The organism is Xanthomonas prunicola (assembly GCF_025266575.1).
Classification (GTDB): Bacteria; Pseudomonadota; Gammaproteobacteria; order Xanthomonadales; family Xanthomonadaceae; genus Xanthomonas; species Xanthomonas prunicola.
In genome coordinates this window covers 911,475-938,069 of sequence record NZ_CP096142.1, presented here as the reverse complement: position 1 = coordinate 938,069, position 26,595 = coordinate 911,475, and the positions used below count along the sequence as shown (strand labels likewise).

Sequence of the window (26,595 nt, the reverse complement as noted above, 5' to 3'; positions counted from 1 at the left end):
TAGCGACGTCCCCCATGCGAACTTTATTAACTGTCAGTAAGTGATGGAGACCGTCACCGTGTCGTTGTAGGCCCCTGCGATGGGCAATTGCGCGCCGGGCGCACGGCCGTAAACGGTGACCGTCTGGGTCACGCCGTTGCCGGTGCCGGCGAGCGTGTCCACGCCGATTGTGGTGCCCCAGAGGTTGGCGCGCCCGGCATCCCGGTAAAGCTGGTAGGTCACATAGTTGGCGCTGGAGGCGTGGCGCATGCGTCGGGTGCCGCCGCTGGCGTTGACGCCGTTGTCCAGGCCGATGTTCCAGGCGGTGCGGTTGGTACAGGCCAGGCTGATGGTGGAGGTGCGGTCGATGGCCGAGTTGATGCTGCCGGCGATGCTGCCGAAATCCAGATCGGTGGTGACGTAGGTATTGCAGCGGGCCGGCACGTTGGCCGAGGCGGTGAACGGGAACGCGTTGCTGGCGGTCTTGGCGCCGCTGCCACCAGCGGTACAACTGCTCGGTGCCGGCGGCATGCCGATGACGCTCTCGTTGTAGGAGTAGCGCAGCACCGTGTCTGCGCCGCCGAAACTGCTGGTGTGGTTGCCGATCGACAGGATCTGGTTGGCCGGAATGCGCCCGTACAGGGTGACGCTGGTGGTCTGCGAGCCGCCGGTGATCACCGGGACACCGTACGACAGCGTCAACAGAACCGGTGAGGGGGTGGCCGATGCGGTGGCGCCCCAGATCTGGGTGCGCGAGGCGTTGCTGTAGATCTGGAAGTCCAGGCTGTCGCCGGTGGTGTTGCGCAGCTGGCGCGGTGCGTACAGGCCGCCGCTGGCGCTGCCTGGCCCCAGGTCCAGGCACAGGCTCACCTGCGCATAGCCCAGGACGCTGAGCGCGGCGGTCGAACAGGACACGTTGAGCGTCGCCACCGCATCGCTGGTGCCGTTGGTCGCGACATTGCCGAACGCCAGCGAGGTGCCCAGGGTGGCGGTGCAGGTGGTGTCGGCGCGCGCGACCTGGGTGGGCGCAAGCCACAGCGTGGCGATCGTCAGTGCCAGCAGCATGCGCCAGAGTGGGTGCATGCTCATGGTGTGTTCTGCTCAGCCAGACAGGCCAGCGGGCCGACGCGCGGAATCCCGCCGGGAGCGGCTGGGTAGGCGAACTGCACGGTGCAGCGCCCGTTCGGCGATTCGACCAGCAGGCGGTTGTCGCGCTGCAGGTTGTCCAGATAGGTCTCGCCGTCGTAGCCGACCACCACCCGCTCGCCGTCGCCTTCGCGCTGCACCACGCTACCCACCGGCAACGGCGCGCCCTGCGCGTCGTGCAACACGATGATCGCCGCGCGCACGCGGGTGATGCCGAAGCGCACCGCCACCCCGGATTGTTGGCGCGGCGTCACCGTGGTTTCGACGCGATCCACGCGCAGGTCCGCCGGCAGGTTCAGGGTATCGATCGACAATTGATTGCGTTGCCACGATTGCAGCGGTGTCACCAGCAGCATGCCACGTGCGTCGGTGACGCCGATTAGACGATTCTCCAGCCGCACCGGGATGCCGGCCTGGCCGTCGGTGGAGACCACCGCAAAGGCATCCTGGATGTCGCGCGCGGCAAAGCCGCTCCCGTTCATCCATACCAGGCTGCCACTGGCGCTGGCGTAGCCGAAGCTGTCGCCGTCCTGATTGGCCGCGCCGAGGTTGTAGCGGCCGGCCCGATTCAACCAGCCCAGTTCGGCCAGCCCGCCATTGGCGTCGTCGCCGGCCCGTCCCTGCACGCGCCAGCCGATGCCGCCCAGGTCGCCGTCGCCGGGCAGCGGCTGACTCACATCGGCGACGAATCCGGTGCGGTTGCCGTTGCGCTGCATCGAAGCGCTGGCCTGGCGCAACTCGCCGAAGGTGGTCGACAGCGACAGGTACAGGCTGCGGTCGCTGCGCAGATCCAGGTTCTGGTTGCCGGACAGGTTGGCGGCCCAGTTGCGCCCGAAGCTGCGCGACCAGAACAGGCTGGCGTAGCGCGAGGTGTCGCCCTGGGGATAACTCAGCCGCACGTAGCTGGTGCCCAGCGAGCCGATCGCATTGACGTTGACGCCGAACACCGCGCGGTCGCTGATGCGTGCCGGCAACGCGCCTTGCAGCGCGCCCAGGTCGCGGTAGTCGCCGTGGGTGCGCTGGGTACCTAGATTGAAGTTGAAGCGACGGTTGTTCCAGGCGAAGCCCAGCACATACTGGCCGCCGCGCAGCCCGCCCATCCGGCTATGCGCATACGCGGCGTTGACCACGCCGCCGGGCCCGAGCAGCCACACGCCGCCGGCGCCGGCATTGGCCACGCCGCCGCCTGCTTCGGCATGCGCCTCAACGGTGACGTCATCGCGCAGGCCCTTGCGCAGGGTGGCGCTGGCCACCGTGCGCGATTCATACGAGAACGAGCGCACGCCGTAGTCCTGACGCAGATGGCCGATGCCCGCCGACCATTCGGAAACGCCGCGCGCCAGCAACTGGGGCGTGCCGTAGAACGCAAAGTCGAGCCGGCGCACCTGGCCGAAGGCGTCGGTCACCACGATCTGCGCCTGGCCAGTGCCGCTGATGCCCGGCTGTGCGGCCAGCTGGAAGGGTCCGGCCGGCACCTGGCCGCTGTACTGGCGCAGCCCGTCGACGTAGAGCTCCACGGTCGAAGGCACGGTCGCTTCGCCCAGGAAGCTGGGCGTGGGCGTCAGCACGCGGTACGGCTGCAAGGCGTAGTTGCGGCCGATCTGCACGCCGCCCAGGCGGATCGAGCGGCTCCAGTCGACGAAGCCGCTGTAGAAGTCGCCGACGGTGAGGCTGGTGGCGCTGTCGGGGAAATCCATCTGCCAGGCGCTGTCCAGGCGCACCGCTTCGCTGCGCCAGCGGTTGTCCTGTGGGCGGTCGTAGGCCAGAAAGACCGCGGTGGTGTCGACCATGCCGCGGCCGATGCCGAAGGCGCGCACTTCGGTGGCCAGCGACGCGCTGCTGACGCCGGCGTTGCGGGTGGCATACAGGTCGTAATTGACTAGCATGCCTGGCGATGCGGTGGCGCTGGGCGGTGCCACTTCTTCTGCTTTCAGCACCGTGGTGGACAACGACAGCTGCGCCAGCGGCACCTGCAGCGCGAGCCGCTGCAGCGCGGCGTCGTAGCGCACTTCCACGTCGGGCAGGCGGTCCAGATCGACCAATTCGCCAGGGGCGCGGTCGGCCAGGATGAAGCCGAGTTTGCGCAGGGTGTCCACCGCGCCGCGCAGCCGGCCGTCGACCAGTTCGAACGGCGCCAGGCCGCGGTCGGCCTGGTTCAAGGTCACGTCCAGATACAGCGTTTGCGGCTGTGGCGTGGCGCTGGGCGGCGGCTGATCGGGAAGCGACGCCACGTCGGCCAGATCGACGGCTGCGGCACTGCTCAGGCAGCTGGCGGTCGCAAGCAGCGTCATCGCCAGCCGCACCGCATCAAGGCGCCGTCGGCGCGGCCGACAAGGTGCGTTCGTCAGCCTCACCATTGATCCTTGCGATGATGGTGCCGCGGCCGAACTGCGCCAGCGGCGCACCCAGCGACCAACGCATGGTCTGGCCTGGCAGCACATAACCCACCAAGCCATTCAATGCGGTCGTGGTCGCGCCATCGACTTGGTGCCGCAGGTCGGCGACCTGGGCATGTCCGTTGCCGGTGTTGCTGATCTGGATCTGCGCCTTGCCATCGCTGCCGGCAACCACTTGCGCGCTCAGGTCCGGCGCAGGTTCGGTGTTGCCGGGCGGCAGCAGGAAGATCGGCACCGAGTAACGCAGCACGAACTGCATGCCTTTGCGATCGGCATCGGCGCTGGGCAGCTCGTCGACGATGATGCGGTAACACTGCTCCTGCCCGCTTGGGGCCGGCCCGGCGCGGATCACCCGGATCAACTGGCGCTCGCCGGCGGCCAGGGTGCGCATCGGCGGGCTGATCAGCAGATCCTGGGTGGGATCGAGCTGATCCTGCCCGTCGCGTTGGGTCCAGCGATAGGCGCGGGTCTGCACCTGGACCGGCGCGCTGCCGCTGTTGCTCAGCCACAGGCCGTCTGCGGTCTGCTGGGCGCTCAGGCTCAGCGATGTGGGCGCCAGCTGCAGGCTGGCTGCATGTGCCGGCGTCGGCAGGACGCCGTTGGCCATGACCAGCGGCGTCGCCAGCCCGGCCGACATCAGCCAGGCAGGTAAACGTGACAACAGGTGATGCACAGGCATGCGCGTGCTCAATAGACGATCGTCGCAGTGATCGTGTCCTGGTAACTACCGGTCGCGGGATTGCTGGCCGACGGGTTGGTCACGCGACCGTAGACCGGGTAGACCTGATTCAGGCCGGTGGCGGTGCGGCTAAGCGTGTTGGTGCCGGTGGTGCTGCCCCAGACCGTGCTGCGGCCCAAATCCTGGTAGAGCTGGTAAGCAATGAAGTTGTTGGTGGTCACCAGCGCGTCGGTATTTTTCATGCGGCGGGTGGTGACGTCGTTGGCGGTACCGGCATTGCTGCCCGCGCTCAGTGCGATGTTGTACGGCGTCAACGCGGTGCATTGGGCGGTCACGCTGCCGTTGGCGTCCGCATTGGCGGTCGAGGTCGAGAGCACCGAGCCGAAGTCGACGTCCGTGGCGGACGCGGCGGTGATCGTGCAGGCCTTGGTGACCGCGATCTTGACGTTGAAAGTGGTGGTGTCTGCCGCGCTCGCCATGCCAATGGTCGAGAGGAGGCCGAGGGACAGCAGGACAGGGCGGACAGTATGCATGGACATTTCCTTGACCGTTCTGGTCATTGATGATGCGACGGGTCGTCGCTTTCCCTGCGATGCATTAACTGTGCCAAAAATAACGCGAAATTCACATGCTATCTCGCTGTCTCGGCAGGTATTTTTCGTGAAAATGCGATGTCCTGCGGATGGCTTCGTTAATGCAGGTTTTGACGCGGGATGCGCTGCGTCACACATGAATAGGCGGCTGCGACGGGTTTCTGCTGCACCGTTCGCTCGTCGCCACGCTGCGAGTTCCTGCAAAAAACGCAGGCGTGGGTCGTTCAGATTCAGCCCGAATCGGCGATAATCGCGTCCATGAGCGTCAATCTAAAAACTAAAGAAGAAATCGAACTGATGCGCGTCGCCGGCCGTCTGGCCGCCGAGGTGCTCGACATCGTTGGCCCGCACGTCAAGCCGGGCGTGACCACTGCCGAGCTGGACCGCATCTGCCACGACCACATCGTCAACGTGCAGGGCACCATTCCTGCCAATGTCGGCTATCGCGGCTTTCCCAAAAGCGTATGCACCTCGGTCAACAACGTGATCTGCCACGGCATTCCGAGCGCAGCCAAGGTGTTGAAGGACGGCGACATCGTCAATATCGATGTCACCGTGATCAAGGACGGCTGGCACGGCGACACCAGTCGCATGTACTACGTGGGCACCCCGTCGGTGATGGCCAAGCGCCTGGTGGACACGACCTATGAAGCCATGTGGCGCGGCATCCGGGCGGTCAAGCCGGGCGCCACGCTGGGCGATGTGGGCCACGCGATCCAGAAGTTTGCCGAGGCCGAGCGTTTCAGCGTGGTGCGCGATTACTGCGGCCACGGCATCGGCAAGGTCTATCACGACGAGCCGCAGGTGATGCATTACGGACGTCCGGGCGAAGGGCTGGTGCTCAAGCCGGGCATGACCTTCACGATCGAACCGATGATCAACGAAGGCACCTATCACCATAAGACGCTGCCGGATGGCTGGACCGTGGTCACCAAGGACCGCAAGTTGTCTGCGCAGTGGGAACACATGGTGGCAGTCACCGAAGACGGCGTGGATGTGCTGACGCTGTCGGCCAATTCGCCGGCACCGGTATGACGGAGACGCCGGCGGAGCGACCCGACCCGGGCGTCGCCGGCGACGCGGAATGGGCCGCACAGGCCCGTCCGCTGCTGGTGCATGCGGACATGCGGCTGTGCAAGCGCTTCGATCAGGGTGAACCGATCGAGCGCCTGGTGGCACTGCGCGCACGCGCGGTCGACCAATTGATGCGCAATGCCTGGACCCGCTGCATTCCGGCCGATAGCGGTTTGTCATTGCATGCGGTTGGCGGCTACGGGCGCGGCGAACTGTTCCCGCGCTCGGATGTGGATGTGTTGGTGCTGGGAGAAAGCGCTGCGCAGCAGCAGCATGAGCAGGCCTTGGCGCGCTTGTTTGCGCTGCTGTGGGATGTGGGTCTGCCGATCAGCCACGCGGTGCGCTCACCGGCGCAGTGCACGGTGGCGGCCGCCGATCAGACCGTGCTCACTGCCTTGATCGAATCGCGCGCACTGGTGGCCGATGCCGCCGCGCGCGCAGCACTGGCAGCGGCAATTGCGCCGCCACAGGTCTGGCCGCCGCGCGATTTCTTCCAAGCCAAGCGCGAGGAATTGCTGGCGCGCCATCAGCGCTTCGGCGACACCGCCGACAACCTCGAACCCGACATCAAGGATGGCCCCGGCGGTCTGCGCGATCTGCAGACGCTGGGTTGGATGGCGCTGCGTGCGTTCGGGGTCAAGGACTTGGAGGCCTTGGTCGGGCTGGGTCATGTGGGTTTCGACGAAGCAACCGCGCTGCGTCGCGAGCGCGAAGAGCTCGCCCGTCTGCGTTTCGGTCTGCACACCGTGGCCAACCGGCCCGAAGAGCGCTTGCGTTTCGATTATCAAAAGACCCTCGCCGAGCGGCTGGGGTTTGCCGACGACCTGGAAAGCCTGGGCGTGGAAAAAATGATGCAGCGCTTTTATCGCAGCGCTGCGTTGATTCGCCGCATCAGCGACCGACTGCTGCAGCGCTTCGAAGAGCAGTTCGATGGCGAAGCGACACCGGAACCGCTGGGCGGCGGCTTCAGCCTGCGTCGCGGCTATCTGGCTGCCGACTCGGAGAGCTGGCCGGGCGACGATGTGTTGCAAGTGTTCGCACTGTTCGCGCAATGGGCGGCACATCGCGAGGTGCGCGGCCTGCATTCGTTGACTGCGCGTGCGCTGGCCGAAGTGCTGCAGCAACTGCCGGCCTATGACGTGGCCGATGCCGCTACGCGCGATCGTTTCATGGCGCTGCTGCGCGGTCCGCGCGCGGTGGATACGCTCAATCGTATGGCGCGGCTGGGCGTGCTGGGGCAGTGGATTCCGGCATTTGCCAGTGTGTCCGGGCGCATGCAGTTCGACCTCTTCCATGTCTACACGGTGGATCAGCACACCTTGATGGTGTTGCGGAACATCGCGCTGTTTGCCGCTGGCCGTGCGGACGAGCGGTTTTCGATCGCGCATGAAGTCTGGCCGCGTCTGCGCAAGCCGGAATTGCTGCTGCTGGCCGGGCTGTTTCACGATATCGCCAAGGGCCGCGGCGGCGATCATTCCGAGCTGGGTGCGGTCGATGCGCGCGCGTTCTGCCTTGCGCATCGCCTCAGCGAAGGCGATACCGAACTGGTGACCTGGCTGGTGGAGCAGCACTTGCGCATGTCGGTCACCGCGCAGAAACAGGACATCTCCGACCCGGAGGTGATCCACCGTTTCGCCACCCTGGTCGGCACGCGCGAACGGCTGGATTACTTGTATCTACTCACCTGCGCCGACATTGCCGGCACCAGTCCCAAGTTGTGGAATGCATGGAAAGATCGCTTGTTGGCGGATTTGTATTTCGCCGCGCGTCGCGCCTTGCGCGAAGGTCTGGAGCATCCGCCGCCGCGCGAAGAACGCCTACGCGAAGCGCGCGATTCCGCACGTGCACTGATGCAGGCGCAAGGGCATGACGATGCCACCATCGACCGGCAATTCGCCGGCATGCCGGACGAGAACTTCCTGCGCTTCCGTCCCGAGCAATTGGCCTGGCAGGCAGCGTCGCTGATCGAAGTGGACATCGGCCAGACCCTGGTCAAGGCACGTCGCGCGGTGCCGGACAACGATGCGCTGGAAGTGTTCGTGTATTCGACGGACCGCGATGGGCTGTTTGCGGCCATCGTGGCCACGCTCGATCGCAAGGGCTACGGTATTCACCGTGCACGCGTGCTGGATGCGCCACACGATGCGATCTTCGACGTGTTCGAAGTGCTGCCGCGGGACACCTACGCCGACGGCGACCCGCAGCGGCTGGCGGCAACGCTGCGCCAGGTGCTGGCCGGCGACCTGCAGAAGGTGCGCCCGTCACGGCGCGCGGTGCCGCGCCAGTTGCGGCATTTCCGCTTCGCACCGCGGGTGGAATTCAGCGAAAGCGCGGGCGGCCGCCGCACCCGCATCAGTCTGGTCGCGCCCGACCGTCCCGGTCTGCTCGCCGATGTCGCGCATGTGTTGCGCATGCAGAACCTGCGCGTGCACGACGCGCGCATCGCCACCTTCGGCGAGCGCGCCGAAGACCAGTTCCAGATCACCGACGAGCACGACCGCCCGTTGTCCGAATCCGCCCGGCAGGCCCTGCGCGATGCGCTATGCGCCTGCCTCGACCCTGTCTAGCCCTCCGGAGACCCCCCATGGCCACCAGCAAGAAGACCGCGCGCAAGCAGAGCGCGACCACCACCAACGCAGCGTCCAAGTCCACGGGCGCAACGCGCGGCAAGGCTGCCAAGGCGACGGTCGCCGCCGCCTCCACGCCGCTTGTCGGCGTGGGCAAGAAGAGCGCCACTGCTGGCGCTGTCGGCAAAAAGACTGCCACACCTGACGCAGCAGGCAAGAAGACTGCTGCACAGAAAGCTGTCGGCAAGACGACGACGGCCGCTGCGCCGCGCGTGGTCAAGCAGCCGACTAAGGTGATCTGTGCACCGGCCGGCAAGAAGGCTGCTGCGGCAAAGACGCTGCCGATTGCCGAGCAGGCCGTGCACAGCGCCGCAACGCAGGTCGGCAGCGATGAACTCAAATTCGGTATCGAAAGCGCATTCGAACGTCGCGCGACGTTGACCATGGACGAGATCGACGGCTCCACGCGCGCAATGGTCACGCGCGTGATCGACGGCCTGGAGAGCGGCGAATTCCGCGTCGCCGAGCCGAATGGGCAGGGCGGCTGGACCGTCAACGAGTGGTTGAAAAAAGCCGTGCTGCTGTATTTTCGCGTCAACGAGATGGCGGTGATCGATGCGCAGCCTGCGCCGTTCTGGGACAAGGTGGAATCGCGCTTTGCCGGCTTCCATGAAGCCGAATTCCGCAAGGCCGGCGTGCGTGTGGTGCCGGGCGCGGTGGCGCGGCGCGGCAGTTACTTCGGCAAGGACGTAGTGCTGATGCCCAGCTTCACCAATATCGGTGCGTATGTCGGTGAAGGCACCATGGTCGACACCTGGGCCACGGTGGGTTCGTGTGCGCAGATCGGCAAGCATTGCCATCTGTCCGGCGGTGCCGGCATCGGTGGCGTGCTCGAACCGCTACAGGCCAGCCCCACCATCATCGAAGATCATTGCTTCATCGGCGCTCGTTCGGAAGTAGTGGAGGGCGTCGTCATCGGCCACCACAGCGTGATCGGCATGGGCGTGTTCATCGGCCAGAGCACACGCATCTACAACCGCGCCACCGGCGAAATTTCCTATGGATACGTGCCGCCTTACAGCGTGGTGGTGTCCGGCCAGTTGCCCTCCAAGGACGGCTCGCACTCGCTGTACTGTGCGGTGATCGTCAAGCAGGTGGATGCCAAGACGCGCAGCAAGACCAGCGTCAACGACTTGCTGCGCGGTCTGGCCGATTGAGTACGACACAGCCTGTGTTCGGCGCCATGCTGTCACGTTCGCCCAGTGGCTGGATCCGTTGGGGCATCCCGGCCCTATGGTTGGGATGGGGGGCGGTCTACGCTGCCGGCTCGCTGATGCGCGATAGCGTTCCGCAGCAGCTGGACATTCTGCGTTGGCTGGGGCCTGCACTCATGGTGGTCCTGAGCTTGCGTCTGACGTGGGCGTCTACCCGATGGGCGCAGGTCTGCGATGCGGGCAATGCGCTGGAGATCGTCCAACAAGGACGATCGCAGCGCGTGGATCTTGCCGAGCTGCGCCGCGTCGATGTCGCAGGGCTGATTCCGCCGCTGCGGATGGCGCTGAAATTCCATGGCCCACGCGCCGATGTGGTGTTTCTCCCGGCACGCGGCCTTGAACACCATCAATTGGCAAACACACTGTCGGCACGCGCAAGCGCGCGCCGCGCAGTCGAGAAGGGCACACCATGACCACGCTCTACGGATTGAAGAATTGCGATACCTGCAAGAAGGCGACCAAGTGGCTGGACCGCTTCGGCTTGGCCTATACGTTCGTCGATTACCGCGAGCACAAGCCGGAGCCGGAGACGCTGGTCGCCTGGGCCGAACAGGCGGGCGGCTTCGATGCCTTGATCAACAAGTCTTCGACCACCTGGCGGCAGCTGCCCGACAACAAAAAAACGCCTGGCTCGCATGCCGAATGGAAGCTGCTGCTGCGCGAGTATCCGCAGCTGATCCGACGGCCCGTGGTCGTGACTGACGATGGCGCGTTGAGCCAGGGATTCTCCGATAACGGCTTCAAGAAGCGGTTCGGCGTCGAGTGAACGTGCGGCCCTACCAGGGCGAGGACTGGCTTCAGCTGTGTGCCGTGCACGATGCGGCGCGGCAGCAAGAGCTGCGAGCGGCCGGCTTGCCCGAAGCATTCCTGCCCCTGCCGATCGCCGCCGAGCGTGAGTCACTGTTTGACTACACGCTGCGCGTGGCCGAGCTGGATAGACGCGTGATGGGTTTCGTTGCCTACGATGCGCAGGAACTCGCCTGGCTGTACGTGGCGCCGGACGCGCAACGGCGCGGTGTTGGCGCAGCGCTTGTTGCAGCGGTCCAGCAGGATCGTCCGAACGGCCTGTCGTTGGAATTGCTGGAAGGAAATGACGCAGCACTGGCGTTCTACCAACGCTGCGGCTTCGTCGTCACCGGCAGCCACGGCGGCCGCATGCCGGGAAACGAGCGTTTTGCGGTGCGCGTGCAGGCGATGCAGTGGCATGGCCCGGATGCCGCCCCAGCGATGCATGCATCAACCGTGTGATCACATAAGGCCTGACGACATGAACGATGTGCTGGAGCTGACCTGCGATCTGATCGCACGCGCCTCGGTGACCCCCGACGATGCTGGCTGCCAAGCACTGCTTGCAGGGCGCCTGACTGCCGCGGGCTTCGCCTGCGAACACCTGCACTTGGGTGAGGTCGACAATCTGTGGGCAACCCATGGCAGCGGTGCGCCAGTGCTGGTGTTGCTCGGGCATACCGATGTGGTGCCGCCGGGCCCGCGCGAGGCGTGGACCAGCGATCCGTTCGATCCGCAGATTCGCGATGGCGTGCTGTACGGGCGTGGTGCGGCAGACATGAAGGGCAGCGTCGCCGCGTTCGTGGTCGCCGCAGAGCGGTTCGTCGCCGCGCACCCCACGCATTCCGGCACGTTGGCGGTGCTGTTGACCTCGGACGAAGAGGGCGATGCCATCGATGGCGTGCGCCGGGTCGCCGACATATTCCGCGAACGCGGGCAGGCGATCGATTGGTGCATTACCGGCGAGCCATCGTCCACCGAGCGCTTGGGCGATCTGTTGCGCGTCGGCCGTCGCGGCAGCTTGTCCGGCACGCTGACCGTGAAGGGAGTGCAGGGGCATGTGGCGTACCCGCACAAGGCGCGCAATCCGATCCATCTGGCAGCGCCTGCGCTGGCCGAACTAGTCGCGCGGCAATGGGACGACGGCTTCGAAAGCTTCCCGCCGACCAGCCTGCAACTCTCCAACATCCATGCCGGCACCGGCGCCAATAATGTGATTCCCGGCGAGCTGCAGGTGGCCTTCAATCTACGCTACACGCCGCATTGGGACGCGCCGCGCCTGGAGGCCGAGATCACTGCATTGCTCGATCGGCATGCGCTGGACTACGCGCTGCGCTGGCATCGCAGCGGCGAGCCGTTCTATACCCCGGAAGGGCGGTTGCGCAGCGTCGCGCGTGAGGTGTTGGGCGAGTTCGCCGGTGCGCCGCCGGAAGAGAGCACGGGGGGGGGCACCTCGGACGCACGCTTTATCGCGCCATTGGGCGCGCAGTGCATCGAAGTCGGTCCGGTCAACGCCAGCATTCATCAGGTCGATGAGCACGTGCGCGTGGCCGATCTTCAAGCACTGCCAGCGCTGTATCGCACGCTGATCGAGCGCTTGCTGGTCAGGTGAGCGAGCGGCGTGCACGCCGTCGTTGCCGCTGAAACAGTTGCGCCGGTGAAACCGAACGGTTAGCGTCGGCTCCATGGTTATCTTCCTCGCCAACCGCAATAACGCCAACCGCAACAACCTGCGCGCGAATAATCGTGCGCGGCCGATGCGGGTCTGCGACTAGGCGACGTCCACCAAACGCCCAGGAATCAGAAAACCCGCATCGGCCGATGCGGGTTTTTTTATGGGTGTCATTTCCATGCAGCACGCTATCTCACCGGCCGCCAACCCCCGCAGTTTTTCAGGAGTATTTCCATGTGTTCCATCTTCGGTATTTTTGACCTGCAACCTGGTGACGACTTGCAGGCGCTGCGCCGGCAGGCACTGGAATGTTCGCAGCGGCAGCGCCACCGCGGTCCCGACTGGAGCGGCGTGTACGTCGATGCCGGGGCCATCCTGGTGCACGAGCGCCTGGCCATCGTCGACCCGGCTGGCGGCTCGCAGCCATTGCTGTCCGAGGACGGGCAGCTCGCTCTGGCTGTCAATGGCGAGATCTACAACCATCGCGAACTCAAGGCCGAACTGCGGCAGCCATATGCGTTCCAGACCGGCTCCGATTGCGAGGTGATCAATGCGTTGTATCGCGAAGATGCGCCGGCCTCGTATCTCAATCGCCTCAACGGCATCTTTGCGTTCGCGCTGTGGGACAAGGCAGCCGGGCGGGTGATCATCGCGCGCGACCCGATCGGTGTCGTGCCGCTGTACTGGGGGCACGACCGCGAAGGCCGTCTGCGGGTGGCGTCGGAATTGAAATCGCTGGTGGACGATTGCGCCGATGCGGCGCAGTTCCCGCCCGGCCATTGGTACGACAGCGCCACCGGCGCACTGAGCCGTTACTACGAGCGCGCCTGGCGCGAATATGCCGAGGTGGAAGGTGTGCAGGTGCAGCTGCAGGAATTACGCGAAGCCTTTGAGCGTGCCGTGCACCGTCAGCTGATGACCGACGTGCCGTATGGCGTGCTGTTGTCGGGCGGGCTGGATTCCTCGTTGGTTGCAGCAGTTGCTGCGCGCTACGCCCGTCACCGCGTCGAAGAAAACGACACTACCGAAGCATGGTGGCCGCGCCTGCATTCCTTCGCGATCGGGCTGCAAGGCTCGCCCGATCTGGCAGCAGCGGAGGTGGCCGCCGCTGCGCTGGGTACCGTGCACCACGGCTTCGAATACACCTTCGAAGAAGGCCTGGATGCGTTGCCCGACGTCATTCGCCACATCGAAACCTACGACGTCACCACCATTCGCGCCTCCACACCGATGTTTTTGCTGGCGCGGCGGATCAAGGCGATGGGTGTCAAGATGGTGCTGTCCGGCGAAGGCAGCGACGAGATCTTCGGCGGCTACCTGTACTTCCATAAGGCGCCGAACGCGCGCGAATTCCATGAAGAGCTGGTGCGCAAGCTCGATGCGCTGAACAACTACGATTGCCTGCGCGCCAACAAGTCGATGATGGCCTGGGGCGTGGAGCCGCGCGTGCCGTTCCTGGACCGCGAGTTCCTGGACGTGGCAATGCGCATGGATGCCAGTTTCAAGATGATCGACAAGACCAGCACTGGCGCCACGCGCATGGAAAAGGGCGTGTTGCGCGAAGCCTTCGCCGGCTATCTGCCCGAGTCGATCCTGTGGCGTCAGAAGGAGCAGTTCAGCGACGGCGTGGGCTATGGCTGGATCGATGGGCTGAAGGCGCATGCCGCAGCGAACGTCAGCGACCGTGAGCTCGCTGCCGCCGACAGACGCTATCCGGTCAACCCGCCGCAGACCAAGGAAGCGTATTTCTATCGCACCTTGTTCGAGCAATTTTTCCCCGGTCAGGCAGCGGCGGAAACCGTGCCGGGCGGCAAGTCGATTGCCTGTTCTTCGCCGACGGCGATCGCCTGGGATGCGAGTTTTGCCGCGATGGCAGACCCATCGGGCCGCGCGATTGCCGGGGTGCACGCGCAGGCGCTGGCCTCGTAAGGCTGCCGTAACTGCAGCGGCCGGCGAGCAATGCTGCACGGCCGGCCGCTGCGCTTGGTGCACGTGTCTTATTGCTCGTGGCGCACGCAGTAGCCATAGCGCTGCGGATCGATATCCACACCGGCCACATCGGCCTGGTTGTTGCGCCACAGGTTCGGCTTGAAGTCGGCTGCCGTGCAGTTGGCAGCGCGGTCTACGCCGATGGTGTAGGTAAATGGCGTGTTGGCGAAGCGGTTGTTCTCGAACACGTTGTCCTGGCTCATGCTGTTGTCCCAGCACAGGATTTCGGGCGTGCGATAACGCACCGCACAGGCCAGGAACACACCGGCCACCTTGTTGCCATCGAACTGATTGTTGCTGAAGCGATTGCGCCGCGCATCCGAGAGATAGATGCCTTGGCTGCCGTTGCGCTCGAAGCGGTTGTTGCGGATCTCGCTATCTTCCAGGTGTTCGGTGGTTAAACCAGCAGCCACGTTGTCGTGGATGTAGTTGTTGACCATCGTGACCTTCGCTGTGCGGTTGAACGACACGCCGTCCCAGATCGCACCGGACACATCGTTGTTTTCGATGGTGATCTCACGGGTATCGAATTCGCTCAGCAGGCACGCGCTACGGCACTTGTTGACCTGCAGACCGGCAAGCCGGATGCCTTGCCCGGAACGCACCACCACCGCGCTATTGCTCAAGTAGGGGCGCTCGGGCATGAACTCCTTGTCGCCGGTGCTGGCCACGATCTGCATGTCTTCGATGCTGACATTGCGGATGACGCCGGTGGGCTGTTGGTTTTCGTAATCGCCGACGACCAGGGCCGGCTGCTGCACGCCGTCGGCCATGCGCACGATGGTGCTGGGGCCTTGGCCGCGCAGGGTGAAATTGCCGCGGTGGATCGACACCAGTCCATTGAGCGGGAACTCGCCTTTTTCCAGGCACAGCACCGCCGGCTTGCCGCTTTGCGGCAGTTTGTCGATGGCCTTTTGCAGGTCCTGGCCAGGACGTACTTTGGCGGTACATGCAGCCACAGGCGCATCCGGTGGGCCGGATTTGGCTGGCGGTGCGGCCGAGCAGGCCGTCGCAAACATCAGTGGCAACAGGGCGGAAACAGAGCGGGCAAGCAAAGGCATGCGGATTCCGGTCAGTGGGGAAGAGGGCGATGTGTGGAGCAGATCTCCACATCGCGACGGGCTCTAGTGTGTCCCACCAGACGTTAAGTTCCAGCCCATGCGCAGCGGCGCGATTCGGCGCAGGTTCATTCCATCGCTGCAGTTGAGGCTGCATTCGGTGTGCACGCAGTCGCATCGACCGACGTGCGTCACATTGCTAACGCAACGAAAGGGATTCGGCGTCGCGATCGTCTACCGAACAACGGTGCTCGCCCCTTCGCGCAGTGTTTGCAAGCCGTTGGCGCGTGCGTCTGCATGCGACTCGCTGCAGCCCGTGCGTGATTCAACACTTGAAGCGTGAGTCACGCCGGCGCTGCGCAAGCGCACATCGCACGCGTGATGCATGATGCGCGCTGACATCGCAACCGGGTGGCGGACGCACCGCGCACACCAACTGCGCGACCGTCAGAAACTGTAAGCCAGCTGCGCGTAGATGCGGCGCGGCTCGCCGGGAAAGTGCCCGGCGCGGGTATTGAAACCGCTCACCGCATAAACCTTGTCGAACAGGTTCTTGACGTTGATCTGCAATTTCCACGCGTCCCACTGCGTCTGCCAACTGATGTCGTAAATGGCATACGGTTTGACGCGCTGCCCGTCCAGGCTGATGCGTTCGCCCACGTAGTCGGCACCAAAGGCGATCGCCGAGTGCCATGCTGGCAGGTCGTAGCGTGTCCATAGACCGAAGGTGTTGCGCGGTGCATTGGCGAAGCGATCACCGGACGCATTGGTGATGCCGTTGGTGCCTGCATCGAGCACGCGTGCATCGTTGTAAGCGTAGGTGAGGTTAAGTACCCAGCGTTCGGTGAGGTCGGCCAATAGGTCCACTTCCAGGCCTTCGCTGCGTACCAGCCCAAGCGCAGAAAGTTGATTGACACCATCGACGATGCGGCCATTGGCCTGCACGATGTTGCTGCGCTCGATGCGATACAGCGCCGTGTTGAGTGTGAGCCCGCCATCGTTGAGCGCCGTCTTCAGGCCGACTTCCCATTGCGTGCTGCGTTCTGGTGCGAACGGGCCGCCCACGCTGCTGTCCTGATTGGCGGCGTCCTGCGGCAGAAAACCGCTGGCGTAACTTGCATAAGCGTTGATGCCCTCGCGCAGCACAACGGTGCTGCCGACGCGCCAACTGAGATCGTTGCCGGTGACGCGTGAGCCGTCCAGCAGGTTGTCGTCTTTGAAACCGTCCCAGCGTAGCCCGGCCATTGCATACCAGCGCGAAGTCAGCGCGAGTTCGTCCTGCAGATACGCGCCATAGCGTTGACTGCGCGTGCTGGTGGCGCGCCAGGGCAGGGTGTCCAAGCCGTAATCGTAGAAACCGCTGCGCCCGTACACCGGGTTGAACAGATCGATACCCGGCACCGGGCCACGCACGCGTCCGCTGTCGGCAGTATTGGCGGTTTGCGCGCGGAAATCGGCGTCCAGGCGGTAACCGTCCGCGCCCATCAGTAGCTTGTGTTCGATTGCGCCGGTGCTGGTGCGGAACACCGCATTGACGTTGCTGGAGATCGCATCATTGTCGCGGTATTGATTGCGCAGCTGTCGGGTCATCCATTCGGCAGTGCCATCGCGATCGCGGTCGATCAAGCCCATCGGCTCGTGATAGATCTGATGCTCGTCGTTCTTGAACCAACGTAGCGCCATGTCCACCTCCCAGGCGCCGGATGGCGCAAACCGGTACTGTGCAAATGCCACCTTGGCACGCATGTCCAGGAAGTCGGTGGGCTCGTTGTGGTTCCAGCGCCGGTCGGTGAGGAAGTTGCCGGCGTTATCCACCGGCACGCCGCGCAGGCGGTTGCCACCAAGGTTTTGGGTGATGTCGGTGTACTGCAGGGTCAGTTCGCCGGTATCGCCGATATCGAAGGCCACCGACGCATCGCCAATCTGGCTCTGGCTGTCGGTATTCCAGCGAAATCCGTCTTCGCCATCGGCATAGGCGCCGATGCGGTAGCGGATGCGGCCATCTTCGCGCGCCGGCCCGGTGGCTTCGAACGAGGCAGCACCGAAGGATTGATTGCCGACCTGCAGCTCCACGCGCCGCGCCGCCTGATGGCCGGGTTTGCGCGTTACATAATTGATGACACCACCTGGTTCGCCGCCGCCGTACAGCGCACCGGCCGGGCCTTTGAGCACTTCTACGCGCTCGATGTTGAACAGTTGCGGCACCGAGAAGCCGGCGTATGGGTCGCCGCGCAGGCCGTCGTACAGTACGTTCTCCTGGCGGAAGCCGCGCAAGGTCACACCGGCATAGCTGAAGAAGCTGATGCCGCTGATGCTGCGATACAGATCGGTGATCTGCCGCGCAGCCTGGTCGTCGATCAACTCGCGCGGCAGGACCTGTACCGACTGCGGCACCAGCGCCAGCGGCGTATCGGTGCGCGTGGCAACGGCAGCGTCTTCGGATTTGTAGAGGGTCTGCGCACGGCCGACGACATCCACGCCATCCAGCTCGGTCACGGTGGGTGCGGTGTGTTGAGCGTGAGCAGGCTGGGTATGCAGAGCGAGCGCAGTGGCGAGCGCGGTGACAAGAAGCGTGGGGCGCATTGGTCACTAATGGGAATGGTTATCAAATGCATCTTAGCATGGTGTGAGCGCTTGATTGCAGAGGCCGCTGCCCGCGGGGTACAAGGCTTGGTAACGCAGGTGCGAGTTGCTTGTGTGCATCTGCAGGTACACGCGCGCAGGTACACACGCCAGACGCGACGGCGCAGATGCCAGGAATGCAGAATGCATCGCTTTCCTTCTCCCGCCGGGACATTGTCCCCTTCATGGGGAGAAGGTGCCCGGAGGGCGGATGAGGGTATGTGCTTTTAATCCTTTGGTTCCAGGTTCTAATCCCGGTGGCCTACCAAATGACGGAGGGCTGCATTTCTGGTTGAGTTTCGAACTCGCACCGTCAGTGAGCAAACGCCCTTCAGCCATTCATGAAGCGCGCAAACAACGGTTGATGCAGCCAGCGAGGGGTAGCCCAGACCATGGCCGCGCTGATCTTGTTGCCCAGACCGGGAACAACACTGATGCGACCTCTATGGAGTGTGCGGATGCCCGCACGGACGACTGGAGCCGGCTGCATCATGGCTAGCTTCAATCCGAGGGTGATCTTCTGCTGCGCCGCCTGAGCGAATCCGGTGTTGGACATGCCCGGACACAGCGAGGTGACAGTAACGCCGTCGTGCTTGAATTCACGGTGCAGCGCGTACCCCAAGCGCAGTACGTACGCCTTGGATGCACCATAAACGGCCATATCCACCACACCCCATAGCGCCAGCAGGCTGGCAACCAGCAGGATCCTGCCGTGACCGCGCTGGCGCATGTCGGCGCCGAACAGCCGGGTCATGACCGTGAGGCTGGTGATATCCAGTTGCACCATATCCAGGGTGCTCTGCACTGAAGTGTCCAGGAAGGTGCCTTGCAGCCCGTGGCCGGCGTTGTTGATGAGGATTTCGACGGCGATGCCCCGCTCGCGCAGGCTCGAATGCAAGGCCGTGATGGCGGCCACGTCTGACAGGTCAACTTGTTCGGCGATGATTTCCACACGGTGCGCGCGGCGCAGCGTCGCTGCCAGCGCCTGCAGCCGGTCCAGCCGGCGCGCAACGAGAATCAATGGGTGGCCCTTCGCTGCATATTGCCTGGCAAATTCCTCGCCGAAACCGCTGGATGCGCCAGTGATAAGAACCCAGTCTGCGTTGTTGCTCTGCATGGTGGTCGCTCTGTGCGTGGTGGACGAAGTGGCCGGCATCCTGGCTTTCAGGCAATATAGGAGACCGTTGGTCTTTAATTTAGAAGACCAACGGTCTTTTATCAAGTGAAATGCAGGTGCTCCGTATGAATTCGTTCACGCCGTATGTCCGCGCGCGCTCGGTCGAGCAAAAGCAAGAGCGCCGCCGTCACCTTCTAGCCACTGCCCGCGCAATGCTTGGTGACAGCCCGGGCGCGCTGGATCTGGGCATCAATGAGTTAGCGCGCCAGGCGCAGATGACAAAATCCAACGTCTATCGCTACTTCGAAAGCAGCGAAGCTGTCCTGATCGACGTGCTCGTGGAGGAATATGTCGCCTGGCAAGACGAGCTTGGAATAGCGCTTGCAGAGGGCGACAAGGCTGCGGCGACGGTCGAATCCATTGCAGCGGTCTTTGCGCAGACGTTGTGCGCGCGTCCTCTGCTGTGCCGACTCACAAGCATCATGCCGTCGATTTTGGAGCGCAAGTTGTCGTTCGAGCGGATGGTCGAATTCAAGCTCAACTTGTTGGGGTTGCGCCATCAGGCTGCGCAGGCGTTCCACGCGCGCTTGCCAGAGATGTCGGTGGATGCATTCGAGCAGGTGATCAAATACGCGCTGCCGCTGATCATCGGGCTGTGGCCGCTCAGTAATCCGGTCGATGTCGCGGCACGGGTGATCGCGCTTCCGGAGCTGGAAAGGCTGCGCTACGACTTCCAGCATGACGTCGAGCGCGCCGTGCTGACCTTGATGCGTGGTGCCCGCGATTGATCCCGGTGGGAGGCCAAAGCGCCGGGAAAAATAATAGCCATAAGCGCCTGATCTGAAGACTTAAGGCGGCTTCCGACGCCTCGTGTGCTTGTGTGCCCAAGCATTGTCGAATGCCGATGTGCACGGCGACACTGCGCACCAATCCAATACTGCGCGTTGGCCGTACCCTCACCCCAACCCCTGTCCAGAGGGCGGAGGGGCTTTTGGAGCGGCGATGCTTGAACGTCCTAGTCCTTCTTCCCTGGCCGCTGCGCAGCAGGGTTGCCGCCCTTTTTTACTGTGGATGCAACTGCAGCGTGTAGCGCGTGGCAGTGGGCAGAAACGGTGTTGGTCGTCCATGCACCCAATCGTCGTGTCCTGCGCCCCAGAACGGCGATAGCGGGTGTCCGCTCTGGCCGCCAGGCATGTGCACAATGCCGTCCTGCTCGTGGCCGGGCGAGACCACCATGCGTTCGGAGGCGCCAAAGGCCGCGCCTTGTACGCGCGGCATATCGCGGTCGCCCGGCAGTTGGTCGGCCGGCATGCACAGCCAACGCTTGGCAAGGGCGGGTAGTGCACGTGCGATGGGATGGCAGATGGCGGCGGTATTGCGCTGGCCCCAGGTGTGAGGGCCGCGCGCGTCGCTCTGCGCATCTTCTGCGATCACGTCTGATTGCGCGTTGCGCGCCGCATCGCTGAGCAATTGGTCCCAACTTGCAAACGCTGGCGGTAACAAGTTGGCCGGGCGCTGTTGCAGCAACGGCCAGACGATGCCTTCCAACTGCGCGCGACGTGGCTGCAAGAAATCCTCGCCAAGCGCGGCGTTGGCGGGTGCCAGCAGGCCGGCTTCCACGGCATCAATGGTCTTGCTACGGAATTCGCGCACGATGCGGTAGCTGGTCGACGTGGTGGAGGCATGTCCATCCCAATCGCGCGTGGCAAGTGCGATCTGTTGCAGCGCCGGGTCCTTGCTGTGGTCGACCACGCCGCGCAGCAACTGCCACCAACGCGTGAGCAGCACGGCGCGGTCGTCAAGCTGGATGGCGAGCAGATCGCGCTCGTTGAAGCGCTGCTTTGCGAAGAGCGCGTCGCGAATCTGCTGCGCACGCGCGCCAAGGTCGTAACCGGCATTGCCAAGCGTGGCCAGTTGCTGCGCATCGACGATGCGGCTGTTGGCGGTCCAGAGCCGGTGCGACGCCGGGTCGATCAGCGCAGGCGCCGCATCGCTGCGCAGCGACCACGGCAGGCAAGTGCCGGACATCGACGGTGTTGCAGCCGCATCTGCAGGTGCGCTTGATGCTGCGTTCGACGTAGGTCCAGAGGTCGCAAGTTCGGCAATCCCGCTTGGGCTGCATCCTGCATTGCGTTCCGGGCGCGCGCCGATCAGACGCCAGGCAATACGCCCGCTGCGATCGGCCAACAGCAGGTTCTGGGCCGGAATGCCGGAGCGGTCGGCCACCGCAAACGCCGCCTGCAGATCGCCCGCTGTGCTCATCTGTGCGAAGTCCAACCGAATCGCTCCCGGCAGCTGCGCGGCCCAGCGCAACGCCAGCATGCTGCCGTCAGCGTTGGTGTGCAGCACCGGCCCCCACGCCGCTTCGCGCACCTCGAAACGCACCGGCGCTGCACCGGCCACGTGGATGGTTTCCACATGCGTGGTCAGCGCTTGCGCATGGCCCGGCGTGGGCGCAGGAATGCGTGCGAAATCCGCCGTATCGATATAGCTATTGGTAAACGCCCAGGCCACATGCCCGTTGCTGCCGACCACCACCGCCGGCAGGCCAGGCAAGGTGAATCCGGTGACGTCCACCTTGCCATCTGGCGCGTTGCGGTCTGCATAGCGCAGGCGTGCTCGGAACCAGATATTGGGCGCGCGCAGGCCAAGGTGCATGTCGTCGGCAACGATGGCGCGGCCGTCGGCGGTGAGGCTGCCGTCGACGGCGAAGTTATTGCTGCCCGGCGTCGGCGTTTCCGCGTGTGGTGCGGTAGCCGGATGCGGCAGACGTCGCAGGTCCAGCGTGGCCGCATCCGGCAAACTGGCGTCGCCCTGCGGCGGCCCAAATAACGGCGCATCCCAGCTGGAACCCTGGTGGTCGAGCAACGCCGCCAGCGCAGGGGGCACCACGGCGCGGATGCGCGCGGCAGCCAGTTCGGTCTGGTTGCTGCTGTCCTGCAGGTCCGCGTACATCGCCAGGCCAGTCAGGATGGAGTCGTCCAGCGTCCATGCGCGCGGTGTTTGGCGCAGCAGCAGGTAGGGCCAGGGCCGCACTCGGAGTGCGGCCAGCCCGGCGTTGACGCCGTCGGTATACGCCTGCAATGCGGCGCGTTGGCTGCCGGCGGCGATGTCCAGGCTGGCATGCACGCGGGCACGCAGGCGGTGCACGCGGTTGCGCTTGTCCAGATCCACGGCCTTGGCGCCGAACAGCTCGGACAACTCGCCGGCCGGCGCGCGGCGCATCAAATCCATTTCGAAATAGCGTTCCTGCGCGTGCACGTAGCCGAGCGCACGCATCGCATCGAGCTGGCTCGCCGCATCGATGGTGACCACGCCGCGCCCATCGCGCTGCACGCTGACCGGCGCAGCCAGGCCGCTGAGAGCGCCGTCACCATCCAGCTGCGGCAGGCTGCCGCGCATCAATGCATAGAGCGCCATGCTGGCCATCAGGGCCAGCAGCACGATTGCCAGCAGCAGCCGGCCCAGCCATTTACGCATTGTCGGTTCCTTGAGCCCGGTTGAAGTGTGACCGGCGGACATGACCGTAGCGAGTCTGGCCGCAAGCGCAACTGAAAGTGATTCCGATTAGATCATTGCCCGCCGGCTTAGGGCACCATGCACGCATTGCGTTGCTGGAGCACATCATGAAAGGCCATCCCGAAGTCGTCGATTACCTCAAGCAGCTGCTGCGCGGCGAATTGGCGGCGCGCGATCAATATTTCCTGCATTCGCGCCGCTACGAGGATCAGGGCCTGATGGCGCTGTACGAGCGCATCAATCATGAGATGGAAGAGGAAACCGAGCACGCCGACGCGCTGCTGCGGCGCATCCTGTTCCTGGAAGGCGACCCGGACATGCGCCCGGCCGAGTTTGCGCCGGGCAAGACCGTGGTGGAGATGCTTGAGCGCGACCTTGTTGTCGAATACGAAGTACGTGCTGCGCTCGCCGCCGGCATGAAGCTATGCGAAGACCACGGCGATTACGTCAGCCGCGACATATTGCTCAAGCAGTTGCAGGACACCGAAGAAGACCATGCGTGGTGGTTGGAGCAGCAGCTTGGCCTGATCAAGCGTATTGGTCTGGAGTTGTACCAGACCTCAAAGATCGACAAGGGCCACGCTGCCGGTTGAGCCGGTAACCGATGCTGCGCAGTGGCCTGACTGACGCAGCATGGCATCGGCTCGACATAGGACGAGCGCCTTGCCATTTCCGGTTATGGTCTGTGCGACTTGCCGGCGATTTGCAGCTGGTTGCCGGATGCATTTTCACGGAGCTGTGATGCGGAACCATCACCTGGCGCAATGCCATGCGGTCTTGAACGGCTGGCGGCACTGGTCGCATGCGCGACATACGACAGCCGAGGTGATGGCCGTACCGCTTGGACAGCGGTGCTCAGTGGCGTTGCAGGCGATAGACAGCAGTCGATAATCCAGTGACACCTTCAGCGCGGAAGCGTGGTTCCTGATCGAGGATGTCGCGGTTTTCCAGCTGGTCTACCTGCCAAGCGGCATCGAAAAGTGCATGCACGTCTGTTGCGTCCACCGAAAACGGCGGGCCGGCCTTCTCTGCCTGCGGATATTCCAGGGTGATCAGCAGGCCGCGGCAGTGCGCTGGCAACTGCGCGTAGACCGTTTGCAGATAACGCTGGCGCAGTTCGGCCGGTAGCGCGACCAGCGCGGCACGGTCGTAGACGCCCGTGCAATCGGCCAGCACGCTGGCATCCAACGCGAATGCATCGCCGCAGATGATCTCGATCGGGCCGGCGATGAAATGCTCGCCTGCAGCGCTGTTGTGGCGCTGCGGTTGCAGTCCTGCCTCATCGAAGAATTGCGTTACTGCCAGCGGCGACAGCTCCACGCCGAGCACGCGATGGCCTCGTGCTGCAAGCCAATGCATGTCCAGCGTCTTCCCGCACAGGGGAACCAGAACACGGACCTCTTGCGGCACGTGCAGGGCAGGCCAGTGCTTTTGCAGTAGCGGCAACACCTCTTGCTGATGAAAGCCGGTGTGTCCCAGTTGCCAGCGCTCCAACCAGAAGTTCGTGTCCATGCATCGCCTTGTCAGTGGCTGTCTCCACTGTGGTCATTTGAGAGTGGAGCATGGCGCGTTGTGAAGCGGTGCGCCGTGTCGTGAGCCACTTTGCGACTGCATCGTTGCGCCTGGACAGCGCGAATATGCGATTCCGGTGCATCAGCCGGTTTGTGACCTGAAATGCCAAAAGTGCTCAGATGTCTGGTCGCATTGCACAGGAGTAGTGGAGGTTCAACTGCCCTACAGGGGAGACGTGCCCCGTTGAAGAAGGACGAGCTCCTCGGCGAGTGCAGACTCCTGCGTGTAATGGACCGCGCCTCAGTAGCCTGAGGCGCACCACGTCCAGTCGCGCCACTGCGCGCCGGATGAGTGAATTGACGTCTACTGGACTTCCAACCCATCAACCTTTTGCCACCCGCGCGGCAACAACGACCCACGGCTTGCACGCGCGCCCACATACGTGTCCAGGTCCTTGAACGACAGGCTCATGGTGCGCGCGCCGCTGCGCACCAGCAGCGTGTTGCCCGGTGCTACCGCGACCACTGCCACCACGCGTTCGGTACCGAGCTTGGCCTTGGGGATCTCAATGATCTTGTTGCCTTTGCCCTTGTCCAGTTCGGGCACGTCCGTGGCCGGCACCGCCAGCAGATTGCCGGCGCTGGTGACCGCAACAATGCGATCGGTTTGCGGGTTGCTTACCTGCGCCGGCGTCAGCACGTGCGAGCCGGCGGTGAGATTGAGCATCGCCTTGCCGGCCTTGTTGCGGCCAGTAAGGTTTTCGAAGCGGGTGACAAAGCCGTAGCCGTGCGATGACGCCAGCACGAAGCGGCTGGCGTTGTCGGCACTGGCCATGACCTGGAACGCCGCGCCCGACGCCGGCGAGAAACGGCCGGTCAAGGGTTCGCCGTTGCCGCGTGCCGAGGGCAGGGTATGCACGGCGGTGGAATAGGCGCGGCCATCCGAATCCAGGAACGCCACCTGGTGCGTGCTGCGGCTGCGTACCGCCGCCAGCAGGCCGTCGCCATCGCGGTAGGACATCCCGGCCGGATCGACCTCGTGCCCCTTGGCCGCGCGCACCCAGCCCTTTTCCGACAGCACCACGGTCATCGGTTCGCTGGCGACCATCTCGGTTTCGTCGATGGCCTGCGCGGCGCCACGTTGCACCAGCGGCGAACGGCGCGCATCGCCGAACTTCTTGGCGTCGGCAATCAGCTCGTCCTTGATCAGCTTCTTCAGCTTGGTCTTGCTTTCCAGGATCGCCATGATCTGCGCGCGTTCCTTGGCGAGTGCTTCCTGCTCGCCGCGGATCTTCATTTCTTCCAGGCGCGCCAGCTGGCGCAGCTTGGTTTCCAGGATGTATTCGGCCTGTTCTTCGCTCAGCGCAAAGCGCGAGATCAGCACCGGCTTGGGGTCGTCCTCGCTGCGGACAATGCGGATCACTTCGTCCAGGTTGAGGAAGGCGATCAACAAGCCTTCCAACAGGTGCAGGCGACGCTCGACCTTCTGCAGGCGATGGTTGAGGCGGCGGGTAACGGTGTCGCTGCGGAAGGTCAGCCATTCGCTCAGCAACTGGCGCAGGTTCTTGACCTGCGGGCGACCATCCAGGCCGATCACGTTGAGGTTGCAGCGGTAGCTGCGCTCAAGATCGGTGGTGACGAATAGATGCCCCATCAACTGCTCGGCATCGACGCGATTGGAGCGCGGCACCAGTACCACCCGCACCGGGCTGGTGTGGTCGGATTCGTCGCGGATGTCTTCCAGCCACGGCAGCTTCTTGGCGCGCATCTGCTGGGCGATCTGTTCGATCACCTTGGACGGCGACACCTGATACGGCAGCGCATCGATGACGATGTTGGCGTGTTCTTTCTTGTAGGTGGCGCGGGCGCGCACGCTGCCGTGGCCGGTTTCGTAGATCGCACGCAGGTCGGCAGCCGGGGTGATGATTTCGGCGGTGGTCGGGTAGTCCGGGCCCAGCACGTGTTCGCACAATTCCGCGACCGTGGCATCGGGGTTGTCGAGCAGCCGCAGCAGCGCGCTGACGATCTCGTTGAGGTTGTGCGGCGGCACGTCGGTGGCCATGCCAACGGCAATGCCGGTGGTGCCGTTGAGCAGCAGGTGCGGCAGGCGTGCCGGCAGCCAGGTGGGCTCTTCCAGGGTGCCGTCGAAATTGGGCGCCCAGTCGGTAGTGCCCTGAGCGATTTCGCCCAGCAGCACCTCGGCGATCGGGGTCAGCTTGGATTCGGTATAGCGCATCGCCGCGAACGACTTGGGGTCGTCGGTGGAGCCGAAGTTGCCCTGGCCTTCGATCAGCGGGTAGCGGTACGAGAACGGCTGCGCCATCAGCACCAGGGCCTCATAGCAGGCGCTGTCGCCGTGCGGATGGTACTTGCCGATCACATCGCCCACGGTGCGCGCGGATTTCTTCGGCTTGGCGGCGGCATTCAGCCCCAGCTCGCTCATGGCAAAGATGATGCGCCGCTGCACCGGCTTCAGGCCGTCGCCCAGGAACGGCAGGGCGCGGTCGAGCACCACGTACATCGAATAGTCGAGATAGGCGCGTTCGGCGTACTCGCGCAGCGGCAGCTGTTCGAAGCCATGGAAGGTGGGGCGGGTCAGATCGGTCATGTAAA

20 protein-coding genes are annotated in these 26,595 nt (G+C 64.3%); 10 read left to right on the top strand and 10 right to left on the bottom strand.

Annotated features, from left to right (window positions below):
• Nucleotides 1–33 precede the first annotated feature (33 nt).
• Genes M0D43_RS03885 through M0D43_RS03870 form a run of 4 tightly spaced genes read right to left on the bottom strand, consistent with a single transcriptional unit; the run spans nucleotide 34 to nucleotide 4,733 of the window.
• Nucleotides 34–1,068, bottom strand: coding sequence for a Csu type fimbrial protein (locus tag M0D43_RS03885; protein WP_260807975.1), 1,035 nt, complete (start codon nucleotides 1,066–1,068; stop codon nucleotides 34–36).
• Nucleotides 1,065–3,416, bottom strand: coding sequence for a fimbria/pilus outer membrane usher protein (locus tag M0D43_RS03880; protein WP_260807974.1), 2,352 nt, complete (start codon nucleotides 3,414–3,416; stop codon nucleotides 1,065–1,067). The genes M0D43_RS03885 and M0D43_RS03880 overlap by 4 nt, the downstream gene beginning before the upstream one ends.
• 16 nt (nucleotides 3,417–3,432) lie before the next feature.
• Nucleotides 3,433–4,200, bottom strand: a complete 768-nt coding sequence (locus tag M0D43_RS03875) for a fimbrial biogenesis chaperone (RefSeq protein WP_252163624.1) — start codon at nucleotides 4,198–4,200, stop codon at nucleotides 3,433–3,435.
• Between the two features lie 8 nt (nucleotides 4,201–4,208).
• Nucleotides 4,209–4,733: a Csu type fimbrial protein gene (locus tag M0D43_RS03870; protein WP_425510670.1), complete on the bottom strand. Its 525-nt coding sequence runs from the start codon at nucleotides 4,731–4,733 to the stop codon at nucleotides 4,209–4,211.
• 318 nt (nucleotides 4,734–5,051) lie between these two features.
• On the opposite strand from M0D43_RS03870, the gene map reads away from it, so the two are divergent.
• The 8 genes from map (at nucleotide 5,052) to asnB (ending at nucleotide 14,095) form a co-directional block, all read left to right on the top strand.
• Entirely contained in the window at nucleotides 5,052–5,828 is a 777-nt protein-coding gene (gene map / locus M0D43_RS03865; protein ID WP_046963027.1) for a type I methionyl aminopeptidase, read from the top strand.
• Nucleotides 5,825–8,434, top strand: coding sequence for a [protein-PII] uridylyltransferase (locus M0D43_RS03860; protein ID WP_252163622.1), 2,610 nt, complete (start codon nucleotides 5,825–5,827; stop codon nucleotides 8,432–8,434). Before map ends, M0D43_RS03860 begins: the two co-directional genes overlap by 4 nt.
• A 17-nt stretch (nucleotides 8,435–8,451) precedes the next feature.
• The gene (dapD, locus tag M0D43_RS03855) at nucleotides 8,452–9,651 is read left to right on the top strand and encodes a 2,3,4,5-tetrahydropyridine-2,6-dicarboxylate N-succinyltransferase (protein ID WP_252163621.1); all 1,200 of its coding nucleotides are present in this window, start codon (nucleotides 8,452–8,454) and stop codon (nucleotides 9,649–9,651) included.
• Nucleotides 9,648–10,121 carry a hypothetical protein gene (locus tag M0D43_RS03850; RefSeq protein WP_252163620.1) on the top strand — a complete coding sequence of 158 codons (474 nt, stop codon included), beginning with the start codon at nucleotides 9,648–9,650 and terminating at the stop codon, nucleotides 10,119–10,121. Before dapD ends, M0D43_RS03850 begins: the two co-directional genes overlap by 4 nt.
• Complete coding sequence (locus M0D43_RS03845) at nucleotides 10,118–10,474, top strand: arsenate reductase (RefSeq protein WP_252163619.1); 357 nt, start codon at nucleotides 10,118–10,120, stop codon at nucleotides 10,472–10,474. The genes M0D43_RS03850 and M0D43_RS03845 overlap by 4 nt, the downstream gene beginning before the upstream one ends.
• A complete protein-coding gene (locus M0D43_RS03840; RefSeq protein WP_252163618.1) occupies nucleotides 10,471–10,956 on the top strand; it encodes a GNAT family N-acetyltransferase in 486 nt (161 codons plus the stop codon). The genes M0D43_RS03845 and M0D43_RS03840 overlap by 4 nt, the downstream gene beginning before the upstream one ends.
• Nucleotides 10,957–10,975: 19 nt before the next feature.
• Nucleotides 10,976–12,106 carry a succinyl-diaminopimelate desuccinylase gene (gene dapE, locus M0D43_RS03835; RefSeq protein ID WP_260807973.1) on the top strand — a complete coding sequence of 377 codons (1,131 nt, stop codon included), beginning with the start codon at nucleotides 10,976–10,978 and terminating at the stop codon, nucleotides 12,104–12,106.
• A gap of 294 nt (nucleotides 12,107–12,400) precedes the next feature.
• Nucleotides 12,401–14,095, top strand: a complete 1,695-nt coding sequence (gene asnB, locus M0D43_RS03830; RefSeq protein WP_252163617.1) for an asparagine synthase B — start codon at nucleotides 12,401–12,403, stop codon at nucleotides 14,093–14,095.
• Between the two features lie 68 nt (nucleotides 14,096–14,163).
• Here asnB and hpaM read toward each other — a convergent pair whose 3' ends face one another.
• From hpaM to M0D43_RS03815, 3 genes are all read right to left on the bottom strand, one after another.
• Nucleotides 14,164–15,216, bottom strand: a complete 1,053-nt coding sequence (hpaM, locus tag M0D43_RS03825; protein ID WP_252163616.1) for a type III secretion-associated outer membrane-bound protein HpaM — start codon at nucleotides 15,214–15,216, stop codon at nucleotides 14,164–14,166.
• Nucleotides 15,217–15,660: 444 nt separating this feature from the next.
• On the bottom strand, nucleotides 15,661–17,796 hold the full coding sequence (locus tag M0D43_RS03820; RefSeq protein ID WP_252163615.1) for a TonB-dependent siderophore receptor: 2,136 nt from the start codon (nucleotides 17,794–17,796) through the stop codon (nucleotides 15,661–15,663).
• Between the two features lie 370 nt (nucleotides 17,797–18,166).
• Nucleotides 18,167–18,952, bottom strand: a complete 786-nt coding sequence (locus tag M0D43_RS03815) for an SDR family NAD(P)-dependent oxidoreductase (protein WP_252163614.1) — start codon at nucleotides 18,950–18,952, stop codon at nucleotides 18,167–18,169.
• 125 nt (nucleotides 18,953–19,077) lie between these two features.
• Between M0D43_RS03815 and M0D43_RS03810 the strand changes: the two genes are divergently transcribed.
• Nucleotides 19,078–19,740, top strand: coding sequence for a TetR/AcrR family transcriptional regulator (locus tag M0D43_RS03810; RefSeq protein WP_252163613.1), 663 nt, complete (start codon nucleotides 19,078–19,080; stop codon nucleotides 19,738–19,740).
• 274 nt (nucleotides 19,741–20,014) lie between these two features.
• On the opposite strand, the gene M0D43_RS03805 is transcribed toward M0D43_RS03810, so the two are convergent.
• A complete protein-coding gene (locus M0D43_RS03805) occupies nucleotides 20,015–22,432 on the bottom strand; it encodes a penicillin acylase family protein (RefSeq protein ID WP_252163612.1) in 2,418 nt (805 codons plus the stop codon).
• Between the two features lie 146 nt (nucleotides 22,433–22,578).
• Between M0D43_RS03805 and bfr the strand changes: the two genes are divergently transcribed.
• Nucleotides 22,579–23,064, top strand: coding sequence for a bacterioferritin (gene bfr, locus M0D43_RS03800; RefSeq protein WP_011408338.1), 486 nt, complete (start codon nucleotides 22,579–22,581; stop codon nucleotides 23,062–23,064).
• A 262-nt stretch (nucleotides 23,065–23,326) separates the two neighbouring features.
• On the opposite strand, the gene M0D43_RS03795 is transcribed toward bfr, so the two are convergent.
• Together M0D43_RS03795 and parC are read right to left on the bottom strand one after the other, a co-directional pair.
• Nucleotides 23,327–23,983: a thiopurine S-methyltransferase gene (locus tag M0D43_RS03795; protein ID WP_252163611.1), complete on the bottom strand. Its 657-nt coding sequence runs from the start codon at nucleotides 23,981–23,983 to the stop codon at nucleotides 23,327–23,329.
• Between the two features lie 363 nt (nucleotides 23,984–24,346).
• Nucleotides 24,347–26,590 carry a DNA topoisomerase IV subunit A gene (gene parC, locus M0D43_RS03790; RefSeq protein ID WP_252163610.1) on the bottom strand — a complete coding sequence of 748 codons (2,244 nt, stop codon included), beginning with the start codon at nucleotides 26,588–26,590 and terminating at the stop codon, nucleotides 24,347–24,349.
• Nucleotides 26,591–26,595 lie beyond the last annotated feature (5 nt).

What these genes read in the sequence shown, in the direction of transcription:
- M0D43_RS03885 (WP_260807975.1), bottom strand. Translation starts at nt 1,068, where the DNA reads ATGAGCATGCACCCACTCTGGCGCATGCTGCTGGCACTGACGATCGCC.
- M0D43_RS03880 (WP_260807974.1), bottom strand. Translation starts at nt 3,416, where the DNA reads ATGACGCTGCTTGCGACCGCCAGCTGCCTGAGCAGTGCCGCAGCCGTC.
- M0D43_RS03875 (WP_252163624.1), bottom strand. Translation starts at nt 4,200, where the DNA reads ATGCCTGTGCATCACCTGTTGTCACGTTTACCTGCCTGGCTGATGTCG.
- M0D43_RS03870 (WP_425510670.1), bottom strand. Translation starts at nt 4,733, where the DNA reads ATGCATACTGTCCGCCCTGTCCTGCTGTCCCTCGGCCTCCTCTCGACC.
- map (WP_046963027.1), top strand. Translation starts at nt 5,052, where the DNA reads ATGAGCGTCAATCTAAAAACTAAAGAAGAAATCGAACTGATGCGCGTC.
- M0D43_RS03860 (WP_252163622.1), top strand. Translation starts at nt 5,825, where the DNA reads ATGACGGAGACGCCGGCGGAGCGACCCGACCCGGGCGTCGCCGGCGAC.
- dapD (WP_252163621.1), top strand. Translation starts at nt 8,452, where the DNA reads ATGGCCACCAGCAAGAAGACCGCGCGCAAGCAGAGCGCGACCACCACC.
- M0D43_RS03845 (WP_252163619.1), top strand. Translation starts at nt 10,118, where the DNA reads ATGACCACGCTCTACGGATTGAAGAATTGCGATACCTGCAAGAAGGCG.
- dapE (WP_260807973.1), top strand. Translation starts at nt 10,976, where the DNA reads ATGAACGATGTGCTGGAGCTGACCTGCGATCTGATCGCACGCGCCTCG.
- asnB (WP_252163617.1), top strand. Translation starts at nt 12,401, where the DNA reads ATGTGTTCCATCTTCGGTATTTTTGACCTGCAACCTGGTGACGACTTG.
- hpaM (WP_252163616.1), bottom strand. Translation starts at nt 15,216, where the DNA reads ATGCCTTTGCTTGCCCGCTCTGTTTCCGCCCTGTTGCCACTGATGTTT.
- M0D43_RS03820 (WP_252163615.1), bottom strand. Translation starts at nt 17,796, where the DNA reads ATGCGCCCCACGCTTCTTGTCACCGCGCTCGCCACTGCGCTCGCTCTG.
- M0D43_RS03815 (WP_252163614.1), bottom strand. Translation starts at nt 18,952, where the DNA reads ATGCAGAGCAACAACGCAGACTGGGTTCTTATCACTGGCGCATCCAGC.
- M0D43_RS03810 (WP_252163613.1), top strand. Translation starts at nt 19,078, where the DNA reads ATGAATTCGTTCACGCCGTATGTCCGCGCGCGCTCGGTCGAGCAAAAG.
- M0D43_RS03805 (WP_252163612.1), bottom strand. Translation starts at nt 22,432, where the DNA reads ATGCGTAAATGGCTGGGCCGGCTGCTGCTGGCAATCGTGCTGCTGGCC.
- bfr (WP_011408338.1), top strand. Translation starts at nt 22,579, where the DNA reads ATGAAAGGCCATCCCGAAGTCGTCGATTACCTCAAGCAGCTGCTGCGC.
- M0D43_RS03795 (WP_252163611.1), bottom strand. Translation starts at nt 23,983, where the DNA reads ATGGACACGAACTTCTGGTTGGAGCGCTGGCAACTGGGACACACCGGC.
- parC (WP_252163610.1), bottom strand. Translation starts at nt 26,590, where the DNA reads ATGACCGATCTGACCCGCCCCACCTTCCATGGCTTCGAACAGCTGCCG.